General features: G+C 62.1%; 23 protein-coding genes. 20 read left to right on the top strand and 3 right to left on the bottom strand.

The window, feature by feature from the left end; all coding sequences use genetic code 11:
• Positions 1-141: 141 nt before the first annotated feature.
• Positions 142-657 (bottom strand): DUF2062 domain-containing protein, encoded by a 516-nt coding sequence (locus PSH73_RS18925; RefSeq protein WP_057960409.1) that lies wholly within the window; start codon positions 655-657, stop codon positions 142-144.
• Between the two features lie 136 nt (positions 658-793).
• On the opposite strand from PSH73_RS18925, the gene PSH73_RS18920 reads away from it, so the two are divergent.
• The 12 genes from PSH73_RS18920 to PSH73_RS18865 all read left to right on the top strand — a co-directional run bounded on the left by PSH73_RS18920 (position 794) and on the right by PSH73_RS18865 (position 12,240).
• Positions 794-3,049, top strand: a complete 2,256-nt coding sequence (locus tag PSH73_RS18920) for a DNA internalization-related competence protein ComEC/Rec2 (protein ID WP_282405821.1) — start codon at positions 794-796, stop codon at positions 3,047-3,049.
• Positions 3,050-3,124: 75 nt separating this feature from the next.
• Entirely contained in the window at positions 3,125-3,760 is a 636-nt protein-coding gene (locus PSH73_RS18915; RefSeq protein WP_029299724.1) for a MotA/TolQ/ExbB proton channel family protein, read from the top strand.
• Positions 3,757-4,185, top strand: coding sequence for a biopolymer transporter ExbD (locus PSH73_RS18910; protein WP_029299722.1), 429 nt, complete (start codon positions 3,757-3,759; stop codon positions 4,183-4,185). Before PSH73_RS18915 ends, PSH73_RS18910 begins: the two co-directional genes overlap by 4 nt.
• Positions 4,185-5,195: a tetraacyldisaccharide 4'-kinase gene (gene lpxK / locus PSH73_RS18905; protein ID WP_169990641.1), complete on the top strand. Its 1,011-nt coding sequence runs from the start codon at positions 4,185-4,187 to the stop codon at positions 5,193-5,195. The genes PSH73_RS18910 and lpxK overlap by 1 nt, the downstream gene beginning before the upstream one ends.
• Positions 5,196-5,219: 24 nt before the next feature.
• A complete protein-coding gene (locus PSH73_RS18900; protein ID WP_003174668.1) occupies positions 5,220-5,405 on the top strand; it encodes a Trm112 family protein in 186 nt (61 codons plus the stop codon).
• Positions 5,402-6,166, top strand: coding sequence for a 3-deoxy-manno-octulosonate cytidylyltransferase (gene kdsB, locus PSH73_RS18895; RefSeq protein ID WP_057960406.1), 765 nt, complete (start codon positions 5,402-5,404; stop codon positions 6,164-6,166). The genes PSH73_RS18900 and kdsB overlap by 4 nt, the downstream gene beginning before the upstream one ends.
• On the top strand, positions 6,166-6,630 hold the full coding sequence (locus PSH73_RS18890) for a low molecular weight protein-tyrosine-phosphatase (RefSeq protein WP_057439613.1): 465 nt from the start codon (positions 6,166-6,168) through the stop codon (positions 6,628-6,630). The genes kdsB and PSH73_RS18890 overlap by 1 nt, the downstream gene beginning before the upstream one ends.
• A complete protein-coding gene (gene murB, locus PSH73_RS18885; protein WP_200659463.1) occupies positions 6,627-7,646 on the top strand; it encodes a UDP-N-acetylmuramate dehydrogenase in 1,020 nt (339 codons plus the stop codon). The genes PSH73_RS18890 and murB overlap by 4 nt, the downstream gene beginning before the upstream one ends.
• 244 nt (positions 7,647-7,890) lie before the next feature.
• Positions 7,891-8,361, top strand: a complete 471-nt coding sequence (locus PSH73_RS18880; protein WP_057960403.1) for a (2Fe-2S)-binding protein — start codon at positions 7,891-7,893, stop codon at positions 8,359-8,361.
• Positions 8,358-10,679 carry a xanthine dehydrogenase family protein molybdopterin-binding subunit gene (locus PSH73_RS18875; RefSeq protein WP_198792203.1) on the top strand — a complete coding sequence of 774 codons (2,322 nt, stop codon included), beginning with the start codon at positions 8,358-8,360 and terminating at the stop codon, positions 10,677-10,679. Before PSH73_RS18880 ends, PSH73_RS18875 begins: the two co-directional genes overlap by 4 nt.
• A complete protein-coding gene (locus tag PSH73_RS18870; protein WP_169990637.1) occupies positions 10,679-11,665 on the top strand; it encodes an XdhC family protein in 987 nt (328 codons plus the stop codon). Before PSH73_RS18875 ends, PSH73_RS18870 begins: the two co-directional genes overlap by 1 nt.
• Complete coding sequence (locus PSH73_RS18865; protein ID WP_178118177.1) at positions 11,662-12,240, top strand: NTP transferase domain-containing protein; 579 nt, start codon at positions 11,662-11,664, stop codon at positions 12,238-12,240. Before PSH73_RS18870 ends, PSH73_RS18865 begins: the two co-directional genes overlap by 4 nt.
• Positions 12,241-12,377: 137 nt before the next feature.
• On the opposite strand, the gene rne is transcribed toward PSH73_RS18865, so the two are convergent.
• Positions 12,378-15,608, bottom strand: a complete 3,231-nt coding sequence (gene rne, locus PSH73_RS18860; RefSeq protein ID WP_169989591.1) for a ribonuclease E — start codon at positions 15,606-15,608, stop codon at positions 12,378-12,380.
• A 701-nt stretch (positions 15,609-16,309) separates the two neighbouring features.
• Here rne and rluC point away from each other — a divergent pair.
• Genes rluC through sppA form a run of 3 tightly spaced genes read left to right on the top strand, consistent with a single transcriptional unit; the run spans position 16,310 to position 18,929 of the window.
• Positions 16,310-17,269 (top strand): 23S rRNA pseudouridine(955/2504/2580) synthase RluC, encoded by a 960-nt coding sequence (rluC, locus tag PSH73_RS18855; protein ID WP_005790558.1) that lies wholly within the window; start codon positions 16,310-16,312, stop codon positions 17,267-17,269.
• A complete protein-coding gene (locus PSH73_RS18850; protein WP_057439607.1) occupies positions 17,256-17,918 on the top strand; it encodes an HAD-IIIA family hydrolase in 663 nt (220 codons plus the stop codon). Before rluC ends, PSH73_RS18850 begins: the two co-directional genes overlap by 14 nt.
• Before the next feature lie 21 nt (positions 17,919-17,939).
• Positions 17,940-18,929 (top strand): signal peptide peptidase SppA, encoded by a 990-nt coding sequence (gene sppA, locus PSH73_RS18845; protein ID WP_057439606.1) that lies wholly within the window; start codon positions 17,940-17,942, stop codon positions 18,927-18,929.
• Between the two features lie 132 nt (positions 18,930-19,061).
• Here the strand turns inward: sppA and PSH73_RS18840 are convergent, their stop codons facing one another.
• On the bottom strand, positions 19,062-19,640 hold the full coding sequence (locus PSH73_RS18840; RefSeq protein WP_057960397.1) for a nucleoside triphosphate pyrophosphatase: 579 nt from the start codon (positions 19,638-19,640) through the stop codon (positions 19,062-19,064).
• A gap of 105 nt (positions 19,641-19,745) precedes the next feature.
• Here PSH73_RS18840 and PSH73_RS18835 point away from each other — a divergent pair, with 105 nt between their 5' ends.
• The 5 genes from PSH73_RS18835 to fabG all read left to right on the top strand — a co-directional run bounded on the left by PSH73_RS18835 (position 19,746) and on the right by fabG (position 23,314).
• Positions 19,746-20,276, top strand: a complete 531-nt coding sequence (locus tag PSH73_RS18835) for a YceD family protein (RefSeq protein WP_057960396.1) — start codon at positions 19,746-19,748, stop codon at positions 20,274-20,276.
• 13 nt (positions 20,277-20,289) lie between these two features.
• Positions 20,290-20,472, top strand: a complete 183-nt coding sequence (rpmF, locus tag PSH73_RS18830) for a 50S ribosomal protein L32 (protein WP_004371305.1) — start codon at positions 20,290-20,292, stop codon at positions 20,470-20,472.
• Between the two features lie 4 nt (positions 20,473-20,476).
• Complete coding sequence (gene plsX / locus PSH73_RS18825; RefSeq protein WP_081044296.1) at positions 20,477-21,487, top strand: phosphate acyltransferase PlsX; 1,011 nt, start codon at positions 20,477-20,479, stop codon at positions 21,485-21,487.
• 127 nt (positions 21,488-21,614) lie between these two features.
• On the top strand, positions 21,615-22,553 hold the full coding sequence (gene fabD, locus PSH73_RS18820; RefSeq protein ID WP_057960394.1) for an ACP S-malonyltransferase: 939 nt from the start codon (positions 21,615-21,617) through the stop codon (positions 22,551-22,553).
• A gap of 17 nt (positions 22,554-22,570) precedes the next feature.
• The gene (gene fabG / locus PSH73_RS18815) at positions 22,571-23,314 is read left to right on the top strand and encodes a 3-oxoacyl-ACP reductase FabG (RefSeq protein WP_057439602.1); all 744 of its coding nucleotides are present in this window, start codon (positions 22,571-22,573) and stop codon (positions 23,312-23,314) included.
• Positions 23,315-23,392 lie beyond the last annotated feature (78 nt).

The following is a 23,392-nucleotide window of genomic DNA, read 5'->3' as shown; positions in this document are numbered from 1 at the left end:
TGAGGGGCTTGGAATCTTGCAAAAGATGCTTGAGGGGGATGATGGCGGGCTTATTGAGCCCATGTCCATTGCTGCGGTGCTCACCGGGACACCTCGGGTTGTCAGGCAGACAAACCAGCTCACAACAGGGGCGTTCGCCGACTACCGATTACGTTGCTGCCGTTTTTTCCACTGATGCCCCACCCACCACCGCCAATACACCATGGTCATGCAGTACGCCAGCGCGCCCAATACCAGGCCCATCACCACCGAGCCCAGGAGGAACGGCTGCCACATGGTCGACAGTTGCCCGCTGATCCATTCCCAGGTCAGTTCATCGGGCAGGGTGCGGGCGGGGATGTTCATCAGCCAGGTGCCGGTCATATAGGTGCAGAAGAACACCACGGGCATGGTAATCGGGTTGGTCAGCCACACCAGGCTCACGGCAATGGGCATATTGCCGCGCACGGAAATGGCGAGGAAGGCCGCCAGCAGCATCTGCATGGGTATGGGAATGAAGGCGGCAAACAGGCCGACAGCCATGGCCCGGGCAACTGAATGCCGATTGAGGTGCCAGAGGTTGGGGTCATGGAGCAGCGTTCCGAGAAAGCGTAAGGACTTGTGTTCCCGAATGCTGGTCGGATCGGGCATGTACCGTTTGAATAAGTGCCGTGGCATAAGGGGTCCAGATCAGTTCGAGGGTCAAGTATGCCCGTATTCTACGAACGGGAAATTCAGACTTTGTGACAAAAAATCATAGTTTGCCCTGAACCACTCGGCTAACACTCAATGGGTCACTCTCAAGGAATGATCCATGCGTACAGGGATGTTTGCGCTGGCGTTAGGGCTGCTGGCGTTGCGCCTGCTGCCCGTCTTGCCGCCGGTCGGTTGGTTGCTGGTGTTGCCGGTGGTGGCGTTGATGCTACTGCCGTTTCGTACTTATCCGCTGGCGTTTTTCCTGTTGGGCCTGGCGTGGGTCTGTTTCAGCGCGCAACGGGCGCTCGACGACCGGCTCGTACCCGCGCTGGACGGCCAGACCCGCTGGCTGGAAGGGCGCGTCAGCGGGCTGCCGCAGCAGAGTGGTGGGGTGGTGCGCTTCGAACTGAGCGACAGCCGGTCACGCCAGGACCGGCTACCCCAGCGCATCCGTGTGAGCTGGCAGGGCGGCCCGCCCGTGCGCAGTGGTGAGCGCTGGCGTTTGGCCGTGACCCTCAAGCGACCCTCCGGCCTGTTGAATTTCCAGGGCTTCGATCAAGAGGCCTGGCTGTTGGCCCAGCGTGTGGGGGCGACGGGGTCGGTCAAGGATGGCCAGCGCCTGGCGCCGGCCCGACATGCCTGGCGCGATGGGGTCCGCCAGCAGCTATTGGCGGTAGACGCCCGGGGGCGTGAAGCCGGGCTGGCCGCACTGGTGCTGGGCGATGGCTCCGGCTTGGCCGCCGAGGATTGGCGCATTTTGCAGGACACCGGCACCGTGCATCTATTGGTCATTTCCGGCCAGCATATCGGCCTGTTGTCGGGGTTGATCTATGCCTGGGTGGCCGGGCTGGCCCGCTACGGCTGCTGGCCCAGGCGTTTGCCCTGGCTGCCTTGGGCCTGCGGCCTGGCATTTGCCGCAGCGCTGGCCTATGGCTTGCTCGCCGGCTTTGCCGTGCCAGTGCAGCGGGCCTGTGTGATGGTGGGGCTGGTGTTGCTGTGGCGCCTGCGGTTTCGCCACCTGGGGATCTGGTGGCCACTGCTGCTGGCCCTGAATGCGGTGCTGCTCCTCGAACCCCTGGCCAGCCTGCAACCGGGTTTCTGGCTGTCATTTGCCGCCGTGGCCGTGTTGCTGCTGGCCTTTAGCGGCCGCCTGGGGCCCTGGCGGGCGTGGTGGGCCTGGACCCGTGCCCAATGGCTGATCGCGATAGGGCTGTTTCCGCTGCTACTGATCCTCGGTTTGCCGATCAGCTTGAGTGCGCCGCTGGCCAATCTGTTTGCGGTGCCGTGGATCAGCCTGTTGGTGTTGCCGCTGGCGCTGGCGGGCACGCTGTTGCTGACGGTGCCATGGCTGGGCAGTGGCCTGTTGTGGCTGGCGGGGGGCGCGCTGGATTGGCTGTTCAAGGCCCTGGCCTGGCTGGCCGGGCACGTGCCCGCCTGGATGCCGGCCGAGGTGCCTGTGGGCTACTGGTTGCTCAGTCTGCTGGGCGCGGTGCTGTTATTGATGCCCAAGGGCATTCCCTTTCGCCTGCTGGGTTGGCCCCTGTTGCTGCTGGCGGTGTTCCCGCCCCGTGAGTCGATCCCGTTGGGCCAGGTGGCGGTGGAGCAACTGGATGTCGGCCAGGGCTTGTCGATCGTGTTGCGCACCCGCAACCACGTGCTGTTGTATGACGCCGGGCCACGGGTGGGGGATTTCGATCTTGGCGAGCGCGTGGTATTGCCGGCGCTGCGCAAGCTGGGGGTTGGCCAGGTGGACTTGATGCTGCTCAGCCATGCCGACGCCGATCATGCCGGTGGCGCGGCGGCGGTGGCCCGTGGGTTACCCGTCCGGCGCGTGGTGGGCGGGGAAACCCAGGGGTTGCCGGCGTTCCTCGACACCCAGGCCTGCGTCAGCGGTGAGCAGTGGGAGTGGGACGGCGTGGTGTTCCAGCTGTGGCAATGGGCAGATGCCCGCAACGGTAACGCGAAGTCGTGCGTGCTGCAGGTCCAGGCCAATGGCGAGCGGTTGCTGCTGACCGGCGATATCGACCGCGAGGCCGAGCGGGCCTTGCTGGCCACGCCGCTGGCGGTCGCCACGGATTGGCTGCAAGTGCCCCATCATGGCAGTCGCAGTTCCTCGTCCTGGCCGTTTGTCCAGCAACTGGCACCCAAGGCGGTGCTGATCTCCCGTGGGCGAGGCAATGGTTTCGGTCATCCGCACCCGCAAGTGGTGGCGCGTTACCAGCATTTGCGCAGCACCCTTTATGACAGCGCCGAACAGGGCGCGGTGCGTCTGCGCCTGGGGGCTTTCGAGGCGCCGGTCATGGCACGCAGCCAGCGCCGTTTCTGGCGCGCGCCTGTCATCGACAGTTACCAAAGGCCGGTGCCTGCGACATGATGGCTGTCGGCCGGCAGGCCCTTCCTCGCCAGCCTATATGCTAAAGTGGCGCACTTTTTCGAGGGGACATTCACTGTGTGGGAATTGGTCAAATCCGGCGGCTGGATGATGTTGCCGATCATTCTGAGCTCCATCGCCGCACTCGGCATTGTTGCCGAACGCCTGTGGACCCTGCGCGCCAGCCGTGTAACCCCTGATCATCTGCTGGGGCAGGTCTGGCGCTGGATCAAGGACAAGCAACTGGACAAGGAAAAGCTCAAGGAACTGCGGGCCAATTCCCCTCTGGGCGAGATCCTCGCTGCGGGCCTGGCCAACTCCAAGCACGGTCGCGAGATCATGAAGGAGTGCATTGAAGAAGCCGCCGCCCGGGTAATCCACGAACTGGAGCGCTATATCAATGCCCTGGGCACCATCGCGGCAATGGCGCCATTGCTGGGCTTGCTTGGCACCGTGCTGGGCATGATTGATATCTTCAGTGCCTTCACCGGGTCCGGCATGACCACCAACGCCTCGGTATTGGCCGGGGGTATTTCCAAGGCCCTGATCACCACGGCGGCGGGCCTGATGGTGGGGATCCCAGCGGTGTTTTTCCACCGATTCCTGCAACGCCGCATCGACGAGCTGGTGGTGGGCATGGAGCAGGAAGCAATCAAGCTGGTGGAAGTGGTCCAGGGCGACCGTGATGTCGACCTGGTCGAGGGCAAAGCGTGAAATTTCGCCGCAAGCCCCGGGAAACGGTCGATATCAACCTGGCGTCGTTGATTGATGTGGTGTTCATCCTGCTGTTGTTTTTTGTCGTCACCACCACCTTTACCCGGGAAACCCAACTACGGGTCGAACTGCCGGAAGCCGTCAGCGGCTCGCCGGCCGAAGACCAGCAGCTCAAGCAACTGGAGATCACCATCAGCGCCGAAGGGGTGTTTTCGGTGAACAACCAGTTACTCGAGAAAAACGACGTGGCCAGCGTGATGGATGCGCTGCAGAAGGAGTCCGGCGGTGATACGCAAATGCCGCTGTCCATCAGCGCCGATGGCAAGACCCCGCACCAGGCTGTGATCACCGCGATGGATGCAGCCGGCAAGCTCGGTTTCAGCCATTTGCGCATGACCACCGTCGAGGCGGCGGGGCAACCCTGATGGCCTTGTCCGATCGTTTGCTCAAGGCCTGGTATGACGGCCACCCGGCGCTCAAGCTCCTGCAACCACTGGAGGCACTCTATCGCCGGGTGGTCAGGCGCAAGCGCGAGCGGTTCCTGGCGGGTGAGGGCACGATCTACCAAGCGCCGGTGCCTATAGTAGTGGTCGGCAATATCACTGTGGGTGGCACCGGCAAGACGCCGTTGATCCTGTGGTTGATCGAGCATTGCCAGCGCAGTGGCCTGCGGGTCGGTGTGGTCAGCCGTGGCTACGGGGCCAAGCCTGCGCAGTTGCCATGGCGGGTGCAGGCCAGCGACAGCGCGCAAGTGGCCGGCGACGAGCCCTTGTTGATCGTGCAGCGCAGCGGCGTCCCGCTGATGATCGACCCCGATCGCAGCCGGGCGGTGCAGGCGCTGTTGGCCAGTGAGCCCCTGGACCTGATCCTGTCCGACGATGGCTTGCAGCATTACCGTCTGGCCCGTGACCTTGAGTTGGTGCTGATCGACAACGCCCGTGGCCTGGGCAATCGCCGCTGCCTGCCTGCCGGGCCGTTGCGCGAGCCGGCCGAGCGCCTGCGCAGCGTCGATGCCCTGCTATATAACGGCGCCGGAGCTGATCGCGAGGATGGCTTTGCTTTCCGTCTGCTGCCGACCACGTTGGTCAACCTGCTGACCGGCGAGCGGCGGCCGCTGGACCATTTTCCCGTGGGGCAACGGGTGCATGCGGTCGCGGGCATCGGCAACCCGCAACGTTTCTTCAATACCCTCGAAACGCTACACTGGCTGCCGATACCCCATGCGTTTGCCGACCATGCGCCCTACAGCGCCGAGGTCCTGAATTTTACGCCGTCACTGCCGCTGGTCATGACCGAAAAGGACGCGGTGAAGTGCCGCGCCTTTGCCCAGGCACACTGGTGGTACCTTGCAGTCGATGCCGCACCGTCACCGGCGTTTATCGCCTGGTTCGACACGCAACTGATGCGTCTGCTGCCCGCTCGACTTTTGCCTTAAAACGTTTTTATCCAGGAAACCCCCATGGACACCAAACTGCTCGATATCCTCGCTTGCCCGATCTGCAAAGGCCCGCTCAAGCTCAGTGCCGACAAGACCGAGCTGATCAGCAAGGGCGCCGGCCTGGCGTACCCGATCCGCGACGGCATCCCGGTGATGCTGGAAAGCGAAGCCCGCACCCTGACGACCGACGAGCGCCTGGATAAATGACCACTGCCTTCACTGTTGTCATCCCCGCGCGCTACGCCTCCACCCGCCTGCCCGGCAAACCGCTGCAGATGATCGGCGCCAAGCCGATGATCCAGCTGGTCTGGGAGCAGGCCTGCAAAAGCAGCGCCCAACGCGTAGTGGTGGCCACTGATGATCTGCGGATCATCGAGGCCTGCAAGGGTTTTGGCGCCGAAGCGGTACTGACCCGTGAAGATCACAACTCCGGCACCGACCGCCTGGCCGAAGTGGCCACGCACCTGGGCCTGGCGCCGGACGCCATCGTGGTCAATGTGCAAGGCGACGAGCCGTTGATCCCGCCGTGTGTCATCGACCAGGTCGCGGCCAACCTGGCCGCCCACGCCGAAGCGCGCATGGCGACCCTGGCCGAGCCTATCGAAGACCTCGAGACCCTGTTCAACCCGAACGTGGTCAAGGTGGTCAGCGACATCAATGGCCTGGCCCTGACCTTCAGCCGTTCGACCCTGCCCTGGGCACGTGACGAATTCGCCAAACAGCGTGATGTGTTGCCGGCGGGCGTGCCGTATCGCCGCCATATCGGCATTTACGCCTACCGCGCCGGCTTCCTGCATGACTTCGTCACCTGGGGCCCGTGCTGGCTGGAAAACACCGAGGCCCTGGAGCAATTGCGGGCCCTGTGGCACGGCGTGCGCATTCATGTCGATGATGCGATAGAAGCGCCGCCGGCCGGTGTCGATACGCCGGAAGACCTCGAGCGCGTGCGTCGGTTGCTGGGGGCTTGATGGAAGTCCTGTTTGTCTGCCTGGGCAATATCTGCCGCTCGCCCACCGCCGAGGGCGTGCTGCGCCACAAACTGCGGGCCGCCGGGTTGGCGGACCAGGTCGAGGTGGCGTCTGCCGGTACCGGTGAATGGCATATCGGCAAGGCCCCGGACAAGCGCAGCCAGCAAGCAGCGCTGCGTCGTGGCTACGACTTGTCGGCCCAGCGCGCTCAGCAGGTGTCGCGCGCCGACTTTGCGCGCTACGACCTGATCCTGGCGATGGACCAGAGCAACCTGCGCAACCTCAAGGCCATGCAACCGGCCCAGGGCAAGGCCGAGCTGGACCTGTTCCTGCGCCGCTACGATGGGGCGGTGGATGAAGTGCCGGATCCGTACTACGACGGCGAGCAAGGTTTCGAGCAGGTCCTGGACCTGATCGAGGCCGCTTGTGATTTGCTGGTGATCGAATTGAAGGGGCGGTTATGAGTCTGGATGTGCAGCCCCAGGTTTCCCTGAAGGCCTTTAACAGTTTTGGCATTGATGTGCGTGCGCAATGGTTCGCCGAAGCCCATAGCGACGCCGATGTGCGCGAGGGCCTGGCCTATGCGGCCGCACAGCAGTTGCCGTTGCTGGTGATCGGGGGCGGCAGCAACCTGCTGCTGACCCAGGATATCCCGGGGTTGGTGTTGCGCATGGCAACCCAGGGGATCCGAGTACTGCACGACGACGGCCAGCAGGTGGTGGTGGAAGCCGAGGCGGGCGAGGCCTGGCATCCGTTTGTGCTATGGACCCTTGCACAAGGGTTCTCTGGCCTGGAAAACCTCAGCCTGATTCCCGGCACTGTCGGGGCGGCACCGATGCAGAACATTGGCGCCTACGGTGTCGAGATCAAGGATGTCTTCGCCGGGCTGACCGCCCTCGACCGCCAGACGGGCGAGTTGCGGGATTTCAGCCTGGAGGAATGCAACTTCGCCTACCGCGACAGCCTGTTCAAGCACGAAGTGGGGCGCTGGCTGATCCTGCGGGTGCGTTTTGCCCTGAACCGCGTCGCACACCTGAAACTCGGCTATGGCCCGGTGCAGCAGCGCCTGGCGGAGCAGGGCATTGCCCAGGCGACCCCGAGCGATGTCAGTCGGGCCATTTGCAGTATCCGCAGTGAAAAGCTGCCCGATCCTGCGGTCTTGGGCAACGCCGGCAGTTTCTTCAAGAACCCACTGGTCTCCCAGGAGCTGGCGGCGCAGTTGCAGCTGCAATATCCCGATCTGGTGGCCTATCCCCAGGCCGATGGGCAAGTGAAGCTGGCGGCCGGCTGGTTGATTGAAAAGGCCGGCTGGAAGGGCTTTCGCGAGGGGGATGCCGGCGTGCATCGCTTGCAGGCGCTGGTGCTGGTCAATTATGGCGCGGCCACCGGCCTGGATATTTCCAGCCTGGCCCAGCGCATCCAGCGCGATATCGCCGAGCGCTTCAAGGTCGACCTGGAAATGGAGCCCAATCGTTATTGAGCTACGCTTCTAGCGTGTTGAACCAAGCCCTGCATTGCAGGGCTTTTTTGTTAATGCTGGGTTAACTTAGCAGGCTAACGATGCCTGTTTATTGTTCGATAGACCCTGTTTATCAAAGGCCCGGTGAAGACCTGTCTTCACAAGAGAGCCCGATTAGCCTGAGCCATCTGCGTGTACCGACTCCGCTCCCTTGAAAGCGGCAGATAGCTCGACCCCATAATCCAATCACTATGCGGGCGTGCCCATGATTACTCTGAAACTCAACGGTCAAGATCATCCACTGGATGCCACCGAGGATATGCCTCTGCTGTGGGCGATCCGCGATGTAGCGGGTTACAACGGCACCAAGTTCGGTTGCGGCATGGGGCTGTGTGGCGCCTGCACCATCCATATCGACGGTGCGCCGGCGCGCAGTTGCATCACGCCCATCGGCTCGGTCAAAGGGCAGAACGTCAGCACTATCGACAACCTGCATAACGACCCGATTGGCCAGGTGGTGCAGCAGGCGTGGCTGGATACGGCGGTGGCGCAATGCGGTTACTGCCAGGGCGGGCAGATCATGTCGGCCACGGCCTTGCTGAAAACCAACCCCAACCCCAGCGATGCACAGATTGAAGAAGCCATGGTCGGCAATATCTGCCGCTGCGGCACCTATAACCGCATCAAGACGGCGATCCGCCAGGCCGCGACTCAGTTGCAGGGGGCCAAGGCATGAGCCAGTTACCGAGCAATTTCGCCCTGAGCAACCTTAGCCGGCGCGGTTTCCTCAAGGGCGTCGGCGCGACCGGCGCCCTGGTGGTGGCTGCCAGTTGGGGCTTGCCCCAGGCCTTTGCCGACGAAGTGAAGCAATACGGCGGGGCCGCGATGCCCAATGGCCTGGTCGATGATCCCAAGGTCTATGTCAGCATCGCCAGCGATGGCACCGTCACCGTGATCTGCAACCGCTCGGAGATGGGCCAGGGCGTGCGCACCAGCCTGACCATGGTGGTGGCCGATGAACTGGAGGCCGATTGGGCGCTGGTGAAGGTTGCGCAGGCGCCGGGTGACGAAGCGCGTTTTGGCAACCAGGATACCGACGGTTCGCGCAGCATGCGCCATTGGTTCGAACCGATGCGCCGGTGCGGCGCCGCCGTGCGAACCATGCTGGAACAGGCCGCTGCCGAGCAGTGGAAAGTCCCGCTGGGCGAATGCCGTGCACAGTTGCATAAAGTCATTCACCAGCCCAGCGGCCGCGAACTGGGCTATGGCGCCCTGGCCGCTGCCGCCAGCGCGTTGGCAGTGCCGGCGCGCGACAGCCTGCGGCTCAAGCAGCCCTCGGAGTTTCGCTATATCGGCAAGGAAGCCACCAAGGCCATCGACGGTGCCGATATCGTCAACGGCCGGGCGGTGTACGGCGCCGATGTGCATTTTGACGGCATGCTGTTCGCGACCATTGCGCGGCCCAAGGTATACGGCGGCAAGGTCAAGTCGTTCGATGCCAGCGCGGCGCTGAAAGTCCCCGGGGTGATCAAGGTCCTGCAAATCGAAAGCCGACCCATACCCTCGGAATTCCAGCCATTGGGTGGTGTGGCGGTGGTTGCTAGCAATACCTGGGCGGCGATCAAGGGCCGTGAGGCGTTGCAGATTGTCTGGGACGACGGCGCGAATGCTGGCTACAACTCCATCGACTATCGCAAGACCCTGGAGGCCGCGGCGCTCCAGCCCGGCAAAGTGGTGCGCAATACCGGCAGTATCGAGCAGGCCCTGAACGATGCCGACAGCACCCTCGAAGCCACGTATTACTTGCCACACCTGGCGCAGTCGCCGATGGAGCCGATGGTGGCCGTAGCCCGTTATCAAGACGGGCGATGCGAGGCCTGGGCTCCGAGCCAGGCGCCGCAGGTCACGCGGGAACGGGTGGCCGAGCGCCTGGGCTTGCCCTTCGATAACGTCACGATCCACGTCACCCTGTTGGGCGGCGGCTTTGGGCGCAAGTCGAAACCGGACTTCATCATCGAAGCTGCGCTGCTGGCCAAGGAATTCCCCGGCAAGGCCGTACGCGTGCAGTGGACCCGTGAAGACGATATTCATAACTCCTATTTCCATACCGTCTCCGCCGAGTACCTCAAGGCCGGCCTGAACAAGGACGGCCTGCCCTCTGGCTGGCTGCACCGCACCGTGGCACCCAGCATCACTGCGCTGTTTGCGCCGGGAATGAACCACGAGGCGGCGTTCGAGTTGGGCATGGGCTTTACCAACATGGCCTACGCCATTCCCAATGTGCGCCTGGAAAACCCCGAAGCGGCTGCCCACACCCGCGTGGGTTGGTACCGTTCGGTGTCGAACATCCCCCATGGGTTTGCCATTCAGAGCTTTGTCGATGAACTGGCCCATAAGGCCGGCCAGGATCCGCTGAAATATCAACTCAAGCTGCTGGGCCCGGATCGTCAGATTGATCCGCGAACCTTGAGTGAAGAGTGGAACTACGGCGAGTCCCCCGAGCGTTATCCGATTGATACCGCGCGCATGCGCGGCGTGCTGGAAACCGCCGCCAAGGCCGCCGGCTGGGGGCGCATGCTGCCCAAGGGGCGCGGCCTGGGGCTGGCGGTGCACTACAGCTTTGTGACCTATGTGGCGGCGGTGATCGAGGTGGAGGTCAAGGATGATGGCACGCTGATCGTGCATAAGGCTGATATTGCGGTGGACTGCGGGCCGCAGATCAACCCGGAGCGCATCCGTTCACAGTTCGAGGGCGCCTGCGTCATGGGCTTGGGCAATGCGGTCCTGGGAGAAATCAGCTTCAAGGATGGCAAGGTCCAGCAGGACAACTTCCATATGTATGAAGTGGCGCGCATGTCCCTGGCCCCCCGGGAAATCGCCATACATTTGGTCACGCCAGAAGGAGAGGTGCCCCTGGGTGGCGTCGGTGAGCCAGGCGTGCCACCGATTGCGCCGGCGCTGTGCAACGCGATATTTGCCGCCACCGGCAAGCGTATCCGCAGCTTGCCCGTGCGTTATCAACTGCAGGGCTGGCAGCAGGCGGCGAAAGCCTGATGGACAGCGTGGATCTGAACGTCCTGCGCAGCGTGCTGGAGTGGCGCCGCGCGGGGCAGCGGGTGTTGCTGTACAGCGTGGTCCAGACCTGGGGCAGCGCGCCACGGCCGCCGGGGGCGATGCTGGCCCTGCGCGGCGATGGGGTGGTGATCGGCTCGGTTTCCGGTGGCTGCATTGAAGATGACCTGATCGCTCGGCTTTACGATGGTCGCTTGCCTGACGAAGGGCCGCCGGTGCAACTGGTGACCTATGGCGTGACCCGGGATGAAGCGGCGCGCTTTGGCCTGCCCTGCGGCGGCACCTTGCGCCTGACGGAGGAGCGGGTAGGTGATCCTGCCTGGGTCGCCGAGTTGCTGGCGCGTTGTGAGGCCCATGAAATAGTGGCCCGGGAGTTGGACTTGGCGACGGGCACCGTGCGTCTGAGCGCGGCGAGCCAGTCCGACATTGTCAGTTTTGATGGTGAGCGCTTGCGGGCCATCTACGGCCCGCGCTGGCGCCTGTTACTGATCGGTGCGGGGCAGCTGTCGCGCTATGTGGCAGAAATGGCGCGGCTGTTGGATTTTGAAGTGCTGATCTGCGATCCACGCCAGGAGTTTGTCCATGGCTGGGAAGAACAACACGGGCGCTTTGTGCCGGGAATGCCCGATGAGGCCGTGCTCAATATCCAGACGGACGAGCGCACGGCCATTGTGGCCCTGACCCACGATCCGCGCCTGGACGACATGGCGCTGCTGACCGCGTTGAACTCCCGAGCGTTCTACATTGGTGCCCTGGGCTCGCGGGCCAATAGCCGCAAGCGTCGGGAGAACCTGGCGGTGTTGGGGCTGGGAGCCGAGGCGATTGCGCGGCTGCATGGTCCGATCGGTCTTCATATCGGCAGCCATACGCCGGCAGAGATTGCCTTGTCGCTGATGGCACACATCGTCGCGATCAAGAACGGTGTGGAACTGTTGCAAGCAAAACCGGTGCGGGAGGCGGTCAGTTGACGAGCGCCATTACCGCCATCGTCCTGGCGGCGGGGCAGGGCAGCCGCTTCCGCGCGCAAACCGGCCAAGACAAACTGCTGGCCCCTTGTAGGGGGCGAGATGGAGTGACACGGCCGGTCTTCGAGCAGGTGTTGGTCAATTTACCGGCCAGTATCACCCGGCGCTGGGTCATCACCGCGCCTGCGCGCAGCGAGGTCATTCGCCTGGCCAGGGCATACGGTTGCGAAGTGCTGCTTGTGGATTCGTCGGGCATGGGCGACAGCATTGCGGCTGCCGTGGCCGCCAGTGGCCCGGCGGCGGGTTGGCTGGTGGTGTTGGGGGATATGCCGTTTATCCAGGCGGCGAGTATTGAGCGGGTGATAGAGCGAGTGGAGGGTGTCAGTGTGCCGGTGCATGCCGGTCAGCAGGGCCATCCTGTTGCGTTTGGCCCTGAATTGGGGCCGGCCTTGATGGGGTTGACTGGGGATCGTGGGGCCAGGGCGGTGTTTGCCCTGGCTGAGGTGCGGGAAGTGCAGGTGGATGATCCTGGGGTGTTGTGGGATGTGGACGTGCCGCAATCACTGGAATTCAGGTAGGGGCTGGAAGAGCTGGTCGGGGTGTCAGGTATTTATCCGTCATCGTTAACGACCATCGCAGGCAAGCCAGCTCCCACATGTCGCATAAAAAAGCCCCGCCTGATTGCTCAGGCGGGGCTTTTTAATTGCCGTTGGAATTAAGCGAGGGGTTTAGGCTCGTGCTCTTCTTCCAGGGCTTTTGGGTTGTGCTCTACCACTTCTTCAACGGAACGCAGGTTCTCGTCGATGGTTGGGGCAGTGTGCTCAACTTCTGCTTCGATGGCCGGTGCTGGCGCAACCGCTTCGACGACGGCCGGGGCCGCCGCCGCTGCTGCTTCGGCTTCTTTCTGCAGACGCTCGGCTTCACGCTTGCGACGACGCACTTCACGCGGGTCGTTAGGCGCACGGCCGTTTTCGGTCAGGGCGCTGACAGGGGCTTCAACCACTGGGGCGACCACTTCGGCAACCACTGGGGTTTCCACAACCACCGGAGCAGGCTCGGCAACCACAACCGGTTCTGCAACCACCGCTGGTTCGGCGATAACCACTTCAGCAACCGGTGCTGGAGCTTCTTCTACCGGTGCCGGGGCAGGTGCTTCGGCGACGACGGCCGGCTCGGCAGTCCACTGGAAGGCGGTCTGTTCTTCGCGAACTTCACGCACTTCTGGGGTTGCTTCAGCGGCTGGCGCTTCGACAACAGCTTCGACCACAGGCTGGGGCTCAACCACGATTGCAGGTGCAGCCACTACTTCGGCTTCAGGCTGGGCTTCGCGGACCGGTGCAACTTCAACTTCTACAGCGGCAGGTGCTTCGACCACGGTGGTGGCTTCGACAACCGGTGCTTCAACTGCGGCAGTTTCCTGCACGGCAGCGGTGGCACGTTCGGCCTGCTGGTTGGCTTCGGCTTCGGCAGGTGCACTGATGACCGAGCTGGCAACTGCAGCGGTAACGGCCAGGCCAGCAGCCAGTTCGGTGCTGGTCGGTTCGTTGTTGGCGCTTTCTTCAGTGGCTTCGCCGGTCTCTTCCGAGCCTTCGATCACATTGCCGTTGGCGTCACGCTGACGCTCACGACGGTTGCTGCGGCGACGCTGGCCACGGGAGCGGCGGCGTGGACGATCGCCTTCGGCGTTGTCCTGGCCATCTTCCTGTGGCTGTTCGTCGTTGTTCAGCAGTTCTTCTTCGCTGGCTGCGGCAGCCTGCTCGGCGCGTGGTTGACGCTCTTCACGCGGTGGGCGTGGAGCGCGTTCTTCACGGGGCTGGCGGGCCGGGCGTTCTTCGGTCGCGGCATCAGTTGCTACGGCGGCAACAGCTGGGGCAGCGTCCAAAGGTTCACGCAGTTCACGTACACGCTCTTCACGCTCGCCACGTGGCTTGCGATCTTCACGCGGTGCGCGAGGGGCGCGCGGTGCGCGTTCTTCACGTGGTGCACGCTCTTCGCGCGGAGCACGTTCTTCACGGGCTACGGCCGGGGTTTCTTCACGGGCTTCGCGCGGCTGGCGCTCTTCACGGGGGGCGCGTTCTTCACGCGGTGCACGTTCTTCGCGAGGCTTGCGCTCTTCGTCACGGCGACCGTTGCGGTTACGGCTCTGCTGGCGACCGTTGCGACGCTCTTCGTTGCGGGCAGGGCGTTCAGCGGCTGGCTTCTCGACCACGGCTGGAGCAGCAGGCTCTTCCTTGGTGGCGAACAGGCTGACCAGCGACTTCACCAGGCCCTTGAACAGGCTTGGCTCCGGCAGGACGGCAGGCGCGGCCACCGGGGCGGCGACTTCAGTCGGTACCGGTGCGTTGGCACGGGCCGGTGCGGTCTTGACCGCGGCTTCCTGGCGCACCAGGGTGCGGGTTGCGGCGGCTGGCTGGACTTCTTCGACTTCGGCAGCGGCAGCGGCGATTTCGTAGCTGGACTGGCCGCTGTGGGCTTCCGGGCTGTCATCACGCAGGCGCTGGACTTCGAAGTGCGGCGTCTCGAGGTGATCGTTCGGCAGGATCACGATACGGGCACGGGTGCGCAGTTCGATCTTGGTGATCGAGTTGCGTTTTTCGTTGAGCAGGAAAGCTGCAACCGGGATCGGCACTTGTGCGCGGACTTCGGCGGTGCGGTCTTTCAGGGCTTCTTCTTCGATCAGGCGCAGGATCGCCAGGGACAGCGATTCAACGTCACGGATGATGCCGGTGCCGTTGCAACGCGGGCAGACGATGCCGCTGCTTTCGCCCAGGGATGGACGCAGGCGCTGACGGGACATTTCCAGCAGGCCGAAGCGCGAGATACGGCCAACTTGTACGCGGGCACGGTCGGCTTCCAGGCATTCGCGGACTTTTTCTTCCACGGCGCGCTGGTTCTTGGCCGGGGTCATGTCGATGAAGTCGATCACGATCAGGCCGCCGATATCACGCAGGCGCAGTTGGCGAGCGATTTCTTCGGCTGCTTCCAGGTTGGTCTGCAACGCGGTTTCTTCGATGTCGCTGCCTTTGGTGGCGCGCGCCGAGTTGATGTCGATGGACACCAGGGCTTCGGTCGGATCGATCACGATGGAGCCGCCGGACGGCAGTTCGACCACGCGCTGGAAGGCGGTTTCGATCTGGCTTTCGATCTGGAAGCGGTTGAACAGCGGTACGCTGTCTTCGTACAGCTTGATCTTGCTGGCGTACTGCGGCATCACCTGGCGGATGAAGGTCAGGGCTTCGTCCTGGGCTTCAACGCTGTCGATCAGCACTTCGCCGATGTCCTGGCGCAGGTAGTCGCGGATGGCGCGGATGATCACGTTGCTTTCCTGATAGATCAGGAATGGCGCGGAGCGGTCCAGGGATGCTTCTTTAATAGCGGTCCACAGTTGCAGCAGGTAATCGAGGTCCCACTGCATTTCTTCGCTGCTGCGGCCAAGGCCGGCAGTGCGCACGATCAGGCCCATGTCGGCCGGAGCGATCAAGCCGTTCAGCGCTTCACGCAGTTCGTTGCGCTCTTCGCCTTCGATGCGACGGGAGATGCCGCCGGCACGCGGGTTGTTCGGCATCAGGACCAGGTAACGGCCAGCCAGGCTGATGAAAGTGGTCAGGGCGGCGCCCTTGTTGCCACGTTCTTCTTTTTCGACCTGGACGATGACTTCCTGGCCTTCGCTCAGGACGTCCTTGATGTTCACGCGGCCTTCAGGGGCTTTCTTGAAGTATTCGCGGGAGATTTCTTTGAGGGGCAGGAAGCCGTGGCGCTCAGAGCCAAAATCGACAAAGGCAGCCTCAAGGCTTGGCTCGATGCGAGTAATCCGGCCTTTATAGATGTTGGCCTTCTTCTGCTCGCGTGCACCGGACTCGATGTCCAGGTCGTAGAGGCGTTGGCCATCTACCAGTGCAACACGCAACTCTTCGGGTTGAGTTGCGTTAATCAGCATTCTTTTCATGTTGTACCGTCGGTTTCCGGGCTGCCGGAAACGGCGTTCGGCACACACGACTTCTCACGGTCGGTGTCAGGTGCGTCAAGAGTGGTTGGCCACTCCAGTGTCCAGCAATACCGGCCAATTGGGCTGGTATCGCGACTTACGCGTCCTGCTTGCTGTGGTGACTTAATAAGCACTCAGTCAGGAGGAGGAATCAACCGGCGACTGTGGACGAGATGAAGCGTCTAAATATAAGCCTAGTGCTACACAGTCCGACGGTTGTGCATCTCCACCCTACACGTATCCCTGATAATTCGGGTGCTGCCGCGCGCAGAATCCGCAGCGGGTTGGCATTTACCGTGTTCTCCAATGGGGAGTTCACGCTCATGGCTAATAACAGGCGTTGTTTCCGAAGCATTCGCCGTGGTCTGGTACAAGACTGACTGCACTTTGTGAACTGGCCGTAAATATCGGCGCAAGAGACGAGTAATCACTCTGTTTCTTGCACTCGCTTCAGGCCTCATGTCACCTGCGCTTGTTACAATCTTGAGCCTTCCAGTGTGGCAAGAGCCCCGTAGGACGGCCTCGCGTCCTGATGAATTGCGATGGTCAGGGGCGGCAGTTTGCCGCGAGTCCTCTGTCCAGGCCGCTTTTGGCGGCGTTCGCGACTATAGCAGCAATGATTAAGTGCTTCAATTCCATAAAAAATTGTTATCATTCCCGACATGACGACTACCACCCCCCCGACCCCCAGCGTCCAGCTGCTTGAGGTCTCGCCGGAATATGCCGGCCAACGCATCGACAATTTTCTTCTGGCCAGGCTCAAGGGCGTGCCCAAGACCTTGATTTATCGCATTTTGCGTAAAGGCGAAGTGCGGGTGAACAAGGGCCGGATCAAGCCTGAGTACAAGCTGCAGGCGGGCGATATCGTCCGGGTGCCGCCGGTTCGCGTGCCTGAGCGTGACGAGCCTGTGCCGCTGGCCCAGGGCCTGTTGCAGCGCCTTGAAGCGTCGATTGTCTTCGAAGACAACAAGCTGATCGTGATCAACAAGCCGTGCGGCATTGCGGTGCACGGCGGTAGCGGCCTGAATTTCGGGGTGATCGAAGCCTTTCGTCAGTTGCGTCCGGATGCCAAGGAGCTGGAACTGGTCCATCGCCTGGACCGCGACACCTCCGGCCTGTTGATGATTGCCAAGAAGCGCAGCATGTTGCGTCACCTGCATACCGCCCTGCGCGGCGATGGCGTGGACAAGCGCTATATGGCCCTGGTGCGTGGCAACTGGGCGTCCTCGATCAAGAGCGTGCGGGCACCGTTGCAGAAGAGCAACCTGCGCTCCGGCGAGCGCATGGTCGAGGTAGACGAGGAGGGCAAGGAGGCGCTGACCCTGTTCAAGGTGCTGCGGCGCTTCGGTGACTTCGCAACCATGGTCGAGGCCAAGCCGGTGACCGGGCGTACCCACCAGATTCGTGTGCATACCCTGCATGCGGGTCACTGTATTGCGGGTGATACCAAGTACGGCGACGAGGGTTTCTCCAAGGAGATTCGTGACCTTGGCGGCAAACGCCTGTTCCTGCATGCCTACATGCTGACGGTGCCATTGCCCGATGGTGGCGAATTGAAATTGCAGGCCCCTGTGGATGAGATGTGGGCCAAGACCGTGGAGCGCCTGAGTGTCGCGCCCTGACTACAAGCTGCTGATTTTTGACTGGGATGGCACCCTGTGCGATTCCATTGGTCGGATTGTCGAGTCCATGCACGTGGCCTCGACCCGTTCCGGCTTCGAGCTGTGCAGTGATCTGGCGGTCAAGGGCATTATTGGCCTGGGATTGCCCGAAGCCATTCGCACCTTGTACCCGCAGATCGCTGACAGTGAGTTGGTAGCGTTTCGCGAGCATTACGCCGATCACTACATTGCCCTGGAGTCCGAGCCTTCGCCTTTGTTTGAAGGGGTGGTGCAGTCGTTGGCGGCATTGCGTGAGCAGGGCTATCACCTGGCCGTGGCCACCGGCAAAGCCCGGCGTGGCCTGGATCGGGTGCTCAAGGCCAATGGTTGGGAGGACTATTTCGACGTCACCCGCGCTGCCGATGAAACCGCGAGCAAGCCCCATCCATTGATGCTGGAGCAGATCATGGCCCATTGCGGCGTGTCTGCCCGTGAGTCGTTGATGGTCGGCGATGCTTCGTTCGATCTGTTGATGGCGCGCAATGCCGGCATGGACAGTGTCGCCGTCAGCTACGGCGCCCAGTCCCCCGAAGCCTTGCAGGCTTACGAGCCGCGACTGACGATTGATCGGTTTTCGCAATTGCACGCCTGGCTCAACCAGGCCCATTAAGTTTTTGCTGGGGTAGATGGCATGACCGATGAGTGGAAGGCACCGACCAAGTCCGGTGCTGACAATGGCGATGATAAAAGCTGGAAGTTGTTGGAAAAGACCCTTCTGGCGGGCGTCCAGGAACAGCGCCGCGCCCGGCGCTGGGGGATCTTCTTCAAACTCCTGACCTTCACCTACCTGATTGGCATGCTGGTGTTGTTCAGTCCTTTGGTCGATATGGAAAAAAGCGCCGCCCGCAGTGGTAGCTATACCGCGTTGATCGAGGTGAGCGGGGTGATTGCCGACAAGGAGTCGGCCAGTGCCGACAATATCGTCAGCAGCTTGCGCACGGCTTTCGAGGATCCCAAGGTCAAGGGCGTGGTGTTGCGCATCAATAGCCCTGGCGGCAGTCCGGTGCAGTCGGGTTACGTCTATGACGAGATTCGCCGGCTGCGTGCCTTGCATCCAGAGACCAAGCTGTACGCGGTAATCTCTGACCTGGGCGCCTCGGGTGCCTATTACATCGCCAGCGCCGCCGACCAGATCTACGCCGACAAGGCCAGTCTGGTGGGTTCCATTGGCGTGACGGCGGCCGGCTACGGTTTTGTCGGGGCAATGGAGAAGCTGGGGGTTGAGCGTCGTACCTACACCTCCGGGGAGCACAAGTCGTTCCTTGACCCGTTCCAGCCGCAAAAGGCTGACGAAACCCAGTTCTGGCAGAGCGTGCTCGACACCACTCATCGCCAGTTCATTGCCAGCGTCAAGCAGGGGCGCGGTGAGCGGCTCAAGGATAAAGAACATCCGGAGTTGTTCTCGGGCCTGATCTGGTCGGGTGAGCAGGCATTGCCGCTGGGCTTGATTGATGGTCTGGGCAGTGCCAGTTCAGTAGCACGGGATGTGATTGGCGAGAAGGAGTTGGTGGACTTTACCGTCCAGGAATCGCCGTTCGACCGTTTCTCCAAGAAGCTGGGGGCCAGTGTGGCGGAGAAGCTGGCGCTGTACATGGGCTTCCAGGGGCCGGCCTTGCGCTGATCTCGCGATTGGCATAGCTCAAAATGTGGGAGCGGGCTTGCCCGCGATTGCGGTGGGTCAGCCAACCAATGGGTTGCTGACAGGCCGTCATCGCGGGCAAGCCCGGCTCCCACATTGTTTTTTGTGGGGCTCTCAGGGGATTTGCACGCCTTCGGCCAGCAACATATCCACCAGGCGGATCAGCGGTAGGCCGATGAGGCTGGTGGCGTCTGGCCCTGCGGTGCTCTGAAACAGGCTCACCCCCAGTCCCTCGGCCTTGAAGCTGCCAGCGCAATCGTAGGGTTGCTCGATCCGCAGGTAGCGCTCGATCTGTGCCGGTGCCAATTGGCGCATTGTGACGGTGAAGGGGATGCAGTCCACCTGGCAGTGCCCGGTGTCGCTATTGAGCAGGGCCAGGCCGGTCAGGAAGCTGACCTGTCTGCCGCTGGCCGCCAGCAATTGCTCGCGGGCCCTTTCAAAGGTGTGGGGCTTGCCGATGATCTGGCCGTCCAGGGTCGCCACCTGGTCCGAACCGATGATCAGGTGCCCTGGATGGCTGCCGGCCAGGGCGCGGGCTTTCTCTTCGGCCAGGCGCTTGACCAGGTCGATCGCGGACTCATTTATGCGATGGCTTTCGTCGATATCCGGAGAGCTGCAGATGAACGGCAGATGCAGGCGGTTCAGCAGTTCCCGGCGATAAACCGAGCTGGAAGCGAGTAATAAAGGCAACATGTGGCTCTCCTCAAGGCAGTCGCGGATTCTAGCGAGCGGACAGTCTGGCGCACAGGGCTGAATTTCCTTTGACATGGGCGGGTGCATCCCTATAATGCTGCGCCTATGTTGAATGACCCGATTCCACCTCACGTTGACCCGCGCAAATTGGCTGATCGTGGCACCACCCTCCAAGGTGAAGTGTTGCTGGCCGATTTGGAGAGACTCTGCGACCCGCTTTCCGACACTGTCGGTACGGTGCAGGCTAAATTCGTTTTTGAGCGAGATGAACGTAAATCTGTGGTAATCCACAGCTTTATCGACACCGAGGTCAAAATGGTTTGCCAGCGTTGTCTTGAGCTGGTCACCCTGCCGATCCACAGCGAATGCAGTTATGCTGTGGTGAAAGAGGGTGCGAATACCCAGTCGTTGCCGAAAGGTTATGACGTGCTGGAACTGGGCGAAGATCCTTTGGATCTGCATGCACTGATCGAGGAGGAGCTTTTGCTCGCCTTGCCCATTGTGCCTGCTCATCATCCGGAAGAATGCCAGCAGCCGGCGGGGCTCGATGACGAGTCCGAACCGAGCGAGGACGAGGTAACGCGGTCCAACCCGTTCAGTGTATTGGCGCAGTTAAAGCGTGACCCAAACGTTTAGGAGTTAATCAATTATGGCTGTTCAGCAGAACAAAAAATCCCGCTCTGCCCGTGACATGCGTCGTTCGCACGATGCCCTGACGGCAAGCACTCTGTCTGTAGAAAAAACCACTGGTGAAGTTCACCTGCGTCACCACGTATCGCCAGAAGGCGTATACCGTGGCCGTAAAGTGATCGACAAGGGCGCTGACGAGTAATCACTTGTCTGCTCAAGTCATCGCGATTGACGCAATGGGCGGGGACTTCGGTCCCCGCAGCATTGTCCAGGCATGCATTGCCAGCCTGTCTGCTACGCCCTCGCTGCACCTGACCCTCGTCGGTCAACCTTCCCTTCTTGAAGAACTGATTGCCAGTCATCCGGCTGTGGATCGCGCGCGCCTGACAATAATGCCGGCCAGCGAAACCATCGGCATGGATGAAAAGCCGGCCCAGGCCCTGCGTGGCAAACCTGATTCGTCAATGCGCGTGGCGCTTGAGTTGCTGCGCGATGGCAAGGTCCAGGCCTGTGTCAGCGCTGGCAATACCGGGGCCTTGATGGCGCTGTCGCGGCATGTGCTGAAAACCCTGCCGGGTATTGATCGGCCGGCGATGGTCGCGGCGATTCCGACACAGGGTGGCTATTGCCAGTTGCTGGACCTGGGGGCAAATGTCGATTGCAGCGCCGAGCACCTGCTGCACTTTGCCCTGATGGGCTCGGTCGCGGCCGAGGCGCTGGGTGTGGTGCGGCCACGGGTGGCCTTGCTGAACATCGGCACCGAGGACATCAAGGGCAACCAGCAGGTCAAGTTGGCCGCTAGCCTGTTGCAGCAGGCGCGGGGCTTGAATTACATCGGGTTTGTCGAAGGCGATGGGTTATATCGTGGCGAGGCCGATGTGGTGGTTTGTGACGGGTTTGTCGGAAATATCCTGCTTAAGTCCAGCGAAGGCCTGGCTACGATGATTGCTGCGCGGATCGAGGCGTTGTTCAAGCGCAATCTGGCTTCGCGGCTGGTGGGTGCCTTGGCGTTGCCGTTGATGCGGCGCTTGCAGGCGGACCTGGCCCCGGCGCGGCATAACGGCGCAAGCTTCCTCGGTCTGCAGGGTATTGTGGTAAAAAGCCACGGTTCTGCAGGTGTCCAGGGCTTTCAGAGTGCTATTGCGCGCGCGCTGATCGAGATCCAGGAGAACCTGCCGCAACGCTTGCATGGCCGTCTTGAGGATCTGTTGCCTTAGGCGAATCGGGCCGGGAATGCTTAAATGTGACCGGCCAGTTCAATTGACCATCCAATCTGTCAGTTTCTTGCGCTCCCAGCTGTGGGGCGTCAATTCACCGACGACCAGATCATTAGGGGCTTGTTACATGTCTACATCCCTCGCATTCGTCTTTCCAGGGCAGGGTTCGCAGTCCCTCGGCATGTTGGCCGAGCTGGGCGCGCAATACCCGCTGATCCTGGAAACATTCAAGGAAGCTTCCGCGGCCTTGGGCTACGACCTCTGGGCATTGACCCAGGACGGTCCGGAAGAACTGCTCAATCAAACCGATAAAACCCAGCCGGCCATCCTGACGGCGTCCATCGCGCTGTGGCGCGTTTGGCTGGCCGAAGGCGGCGCACGCCCGGCTTTTGTTGCCGGTCACAGCCTGGGCGAGTACAGCGCCCTGGTTGCGGCAGGCAGTCTGACCCTCGCTGAAGCGGTCAAGCTGGTAGAGCGCCGTGGCCAACTGATGCAAGAGGCGGTTCCGGCCGGGCAGGGCGGCATGGCCGCGATCCTGGGCCTGGACGACGCGGTGGTGATCGAAGCCTGTGCCGAAGCGGCCCAGGGCGAAGTGGTCAGCGCGGTCAACTTCAACTCCCCTGGCCAGGTGGTGATCGCCGGTGCCAAGGCTGCAGTTGAGCGTGCCATCGAAGGCTGCAAGGCCCGTGGGGCCAAGCGTGCCTTGCCGCTGCCGGTCAGCGTACCGTCCCACTGCGAACTGATGCGCCCGGCGGCCGAGCGTTTTGCCGAGTCCGTCGCCGCCATCAACTGGCAGGCACCGCAGATCCCGCTGGTGCAAAACGTCAGCGCCGACGTGGCCCCGGACCTGGAAACCCTCAAGCGCGACCTGCTGGAGCAACTGTACAAGCCGGTGCGCTGGGTTGAATCCGTGCAGACCCTGGCTGCCAAGGGCGCGACCCAACTGGTTGAGTGTGGCCCGGGCAAAGTCCTGGCCGGTCTCAACAAGCGCTGCGCCGAAGGCGTGTCGACTTCCAATCTCAATACCCCGGATGGCTTCGCAGCCGCCCGCGCCGCACTGGCCTGAACTAAGGAGAAGCCTGCATGAGTCTGCAAGGTAAAGTTGCACTGGTTACCGGCGCAAGCCGTGGCATTGGCCAGGCGATTGCCCTGGAACTGGGCCGTCAGGGCGCGGTAGTGATTGGTACTGCCACCTCCGCCTCGGGCGCCGAGCGTATCGCCGCGACCCTCAAGGAAAACGGCGTGCAGGGCACCGGCCTGGAACTCAACGTGACCAGCGATGAGTCCGTGGCTGCCGTGCTTGCCGAGATCACCGCACAATTCGGTACGCCGGCTATTCTGGTGAACAACGCCGGTATCACCCGTGACAACCTGATGATGCGCATGAAAGACGACGAGTGGTACGACGTGGTCGATACCAACCTGAACAGTCTGTTTCGCCTGTCCAAGGGTGTTTTGCGCGGCATGACCAAGGCGCGTTGGGGGCGAATTATCAATATTGGCTCCGTAGTGGGTGCCATGGGCAACGCAGGCCAAGTAAACTACGCCTCTGCCAAGGCCGGCCTGGAAGGTTTCAGCCGTGCCCTGGCGCGTGAAGTCGGCTCGCGGTCGATTACGGTCAACTCGGTGGCTCCAGGGTTCATCGACACCGATATGACCCGCGAACTGCCAGAAGCGCAGCGTGAAGCGTTGCTGACGCAAATTCCGCTGGGTCGTCTGGGCCAGGCTCAAGAGATCGCCAATGTGGTCTCTTTCCTGGCATCTGACGGTGCGGCATACGTGACTGGGGCTACAATCCCGGTGAACGGCGGGATGTACATGAGTTAAATTGTGACGGATCGCTTCAAAAAAATGTCATACGAGCTGTCTAAAATCCGTTATAAAGCTGCAATCTATTTATAGACA

Origin of the sequence: Pseudomonas sp. FP2294, from assembly GCF_030687625.1 — a bacterium.
GTDB lineage: Bacteria > Pseudomonadota > Gammaproteobacteria > Pseudomonadales > Pseudomonadaceae > Aquipseudomonas > Aquipseudomonas shahriarae.
This window is presented reverse-complemented; position numbering and strand designations above follow the sequence as displayed.

Excerpts from the sequence above, each read along its gene's own strand:
- PSH73_RS18925 (WP_057960409.1), bottom strand. The coding sequence starts at position 657 with ATGCCACGGCACTTATTCAAACGGTACATGCCCGATCCGACCAGCATT.
- PSH73_RS18920 (WP_282405821.1), top strand. The coding sequence starts at position 794 with ATGCGTACAGGGATGTTTGCGCTGGCGTTAGGGCTGCTGGCGTTGCGC.
- lpxK (WP_169990641.1), top strand. The coding sequence starts at position 4,185 with ATGGCCTTGTCCGATCGTTTGCTCAAGGCCTGGTATGACGGCCACCCG.
- PSH73_RS18900 (WP_003174668.1), top strand. The coding sequence starts at position 5,220 with ATGGACACCAAACTGCTCGATATCCTCGCTTGCCCGATCTGCAAAGGC.
- kdsB (WP_057960406.1), top strand. The coding sequence starts at position 5,402 with ATGACCACTGCCTTCACTGTTGTCATCCCCGCGCGCTACGCCTCCACC.
- PSH73_RS18890 (WP_057439613.1), top strand. The coding sequence starts at position 6,166 with ATGGAAGTCCTGTTTGTCTGCCTGGGCAATATCTGCCGCTCGCCCACC.
- murB (WP_200659463.1), top strand. The coding sequence starts at position 6,627 with ATGAGTCTGGATGTGCAGCCCCAGGTTTCCCTGAAGGCCTTTAACAGT.
- PSH73_RS18880 (WP_057960403.1), top strand. The coding sequence starts at position 7,891 with ATGATTACTCTGAAACTCAACGGTCAAGATCATCCACTGGATGCCACC.
- PSH73_RS18875 (WP_198792203.1), top strand. The coding sequence starts at position 8,358 with ATGAGCCAGTTACCGAGCAATTTCGCCCTGAGCAACCTTAGCCGGCGC.
- PSH73_RS18870 (WP_169990637.1), top strand. The coding sequence starts at position 10,679 with ATGGACAGCGTGGATCTGAACGTCCTGCGCAGCGTGCTGGAGTGGCGC.
- rne (WP_169989591.1), bottom strand. The coding sequence starts at position 15,608 with ATGAAAAGAATGCTGATTAACGCAACTCAACCCGAAGAGTTGCGTGTT.
- rluC (WP_005790558.1), top strand. The coding sequence starts at position 16,310 with ATGACGACTACCACCCCCCCGACCCCCAGCGTCCAGCTGCTTGAGGTC.
- sppA (WP_057439606.1), top strand. The coding sequence starts at position 17,940 with ATGACCGATGAGTGGAAGGCACCGACCAAGTCCGGTGCTGACAATGGC.
- PSH73_RS18840 (WP_057960397.1), bottom strand. The coding sequence starts at position 19,640 with ATGTTGCCTTTATTACTCGCTTCCAGCTCGGTTTATCGCCGGGAACTG.
- PSH73_RS18835 (WP_057960396.1), top strand. The coding sequence starts at position 19,746 with ATGTTGAATGACCCGATTCCACCTCACGTTGACCCGCGCAAATTGGCT.
- rpmF (WP_004371305.1), top strand. The coding sequence starts at position 20,290 with ATGGCTGTTCAGCAGAACAAAAAATCCCGCTCTGCCCGTGACATGCGT.
- fabD (WP_057960394.1), top strand. The coding sequence starts at position 21,615 with ATGTCTACATCCCTCGCATTCGTCTTTCCAGGGCAGGGTTCGCAGTCC.
- fabG (WP_057439602.1), top strand. The coding sequence starts at position 22,571 with ATGAGTCTGCAAGGTAAAGTTGCACTGGTTACCGGCGCAAGCCGTGGC.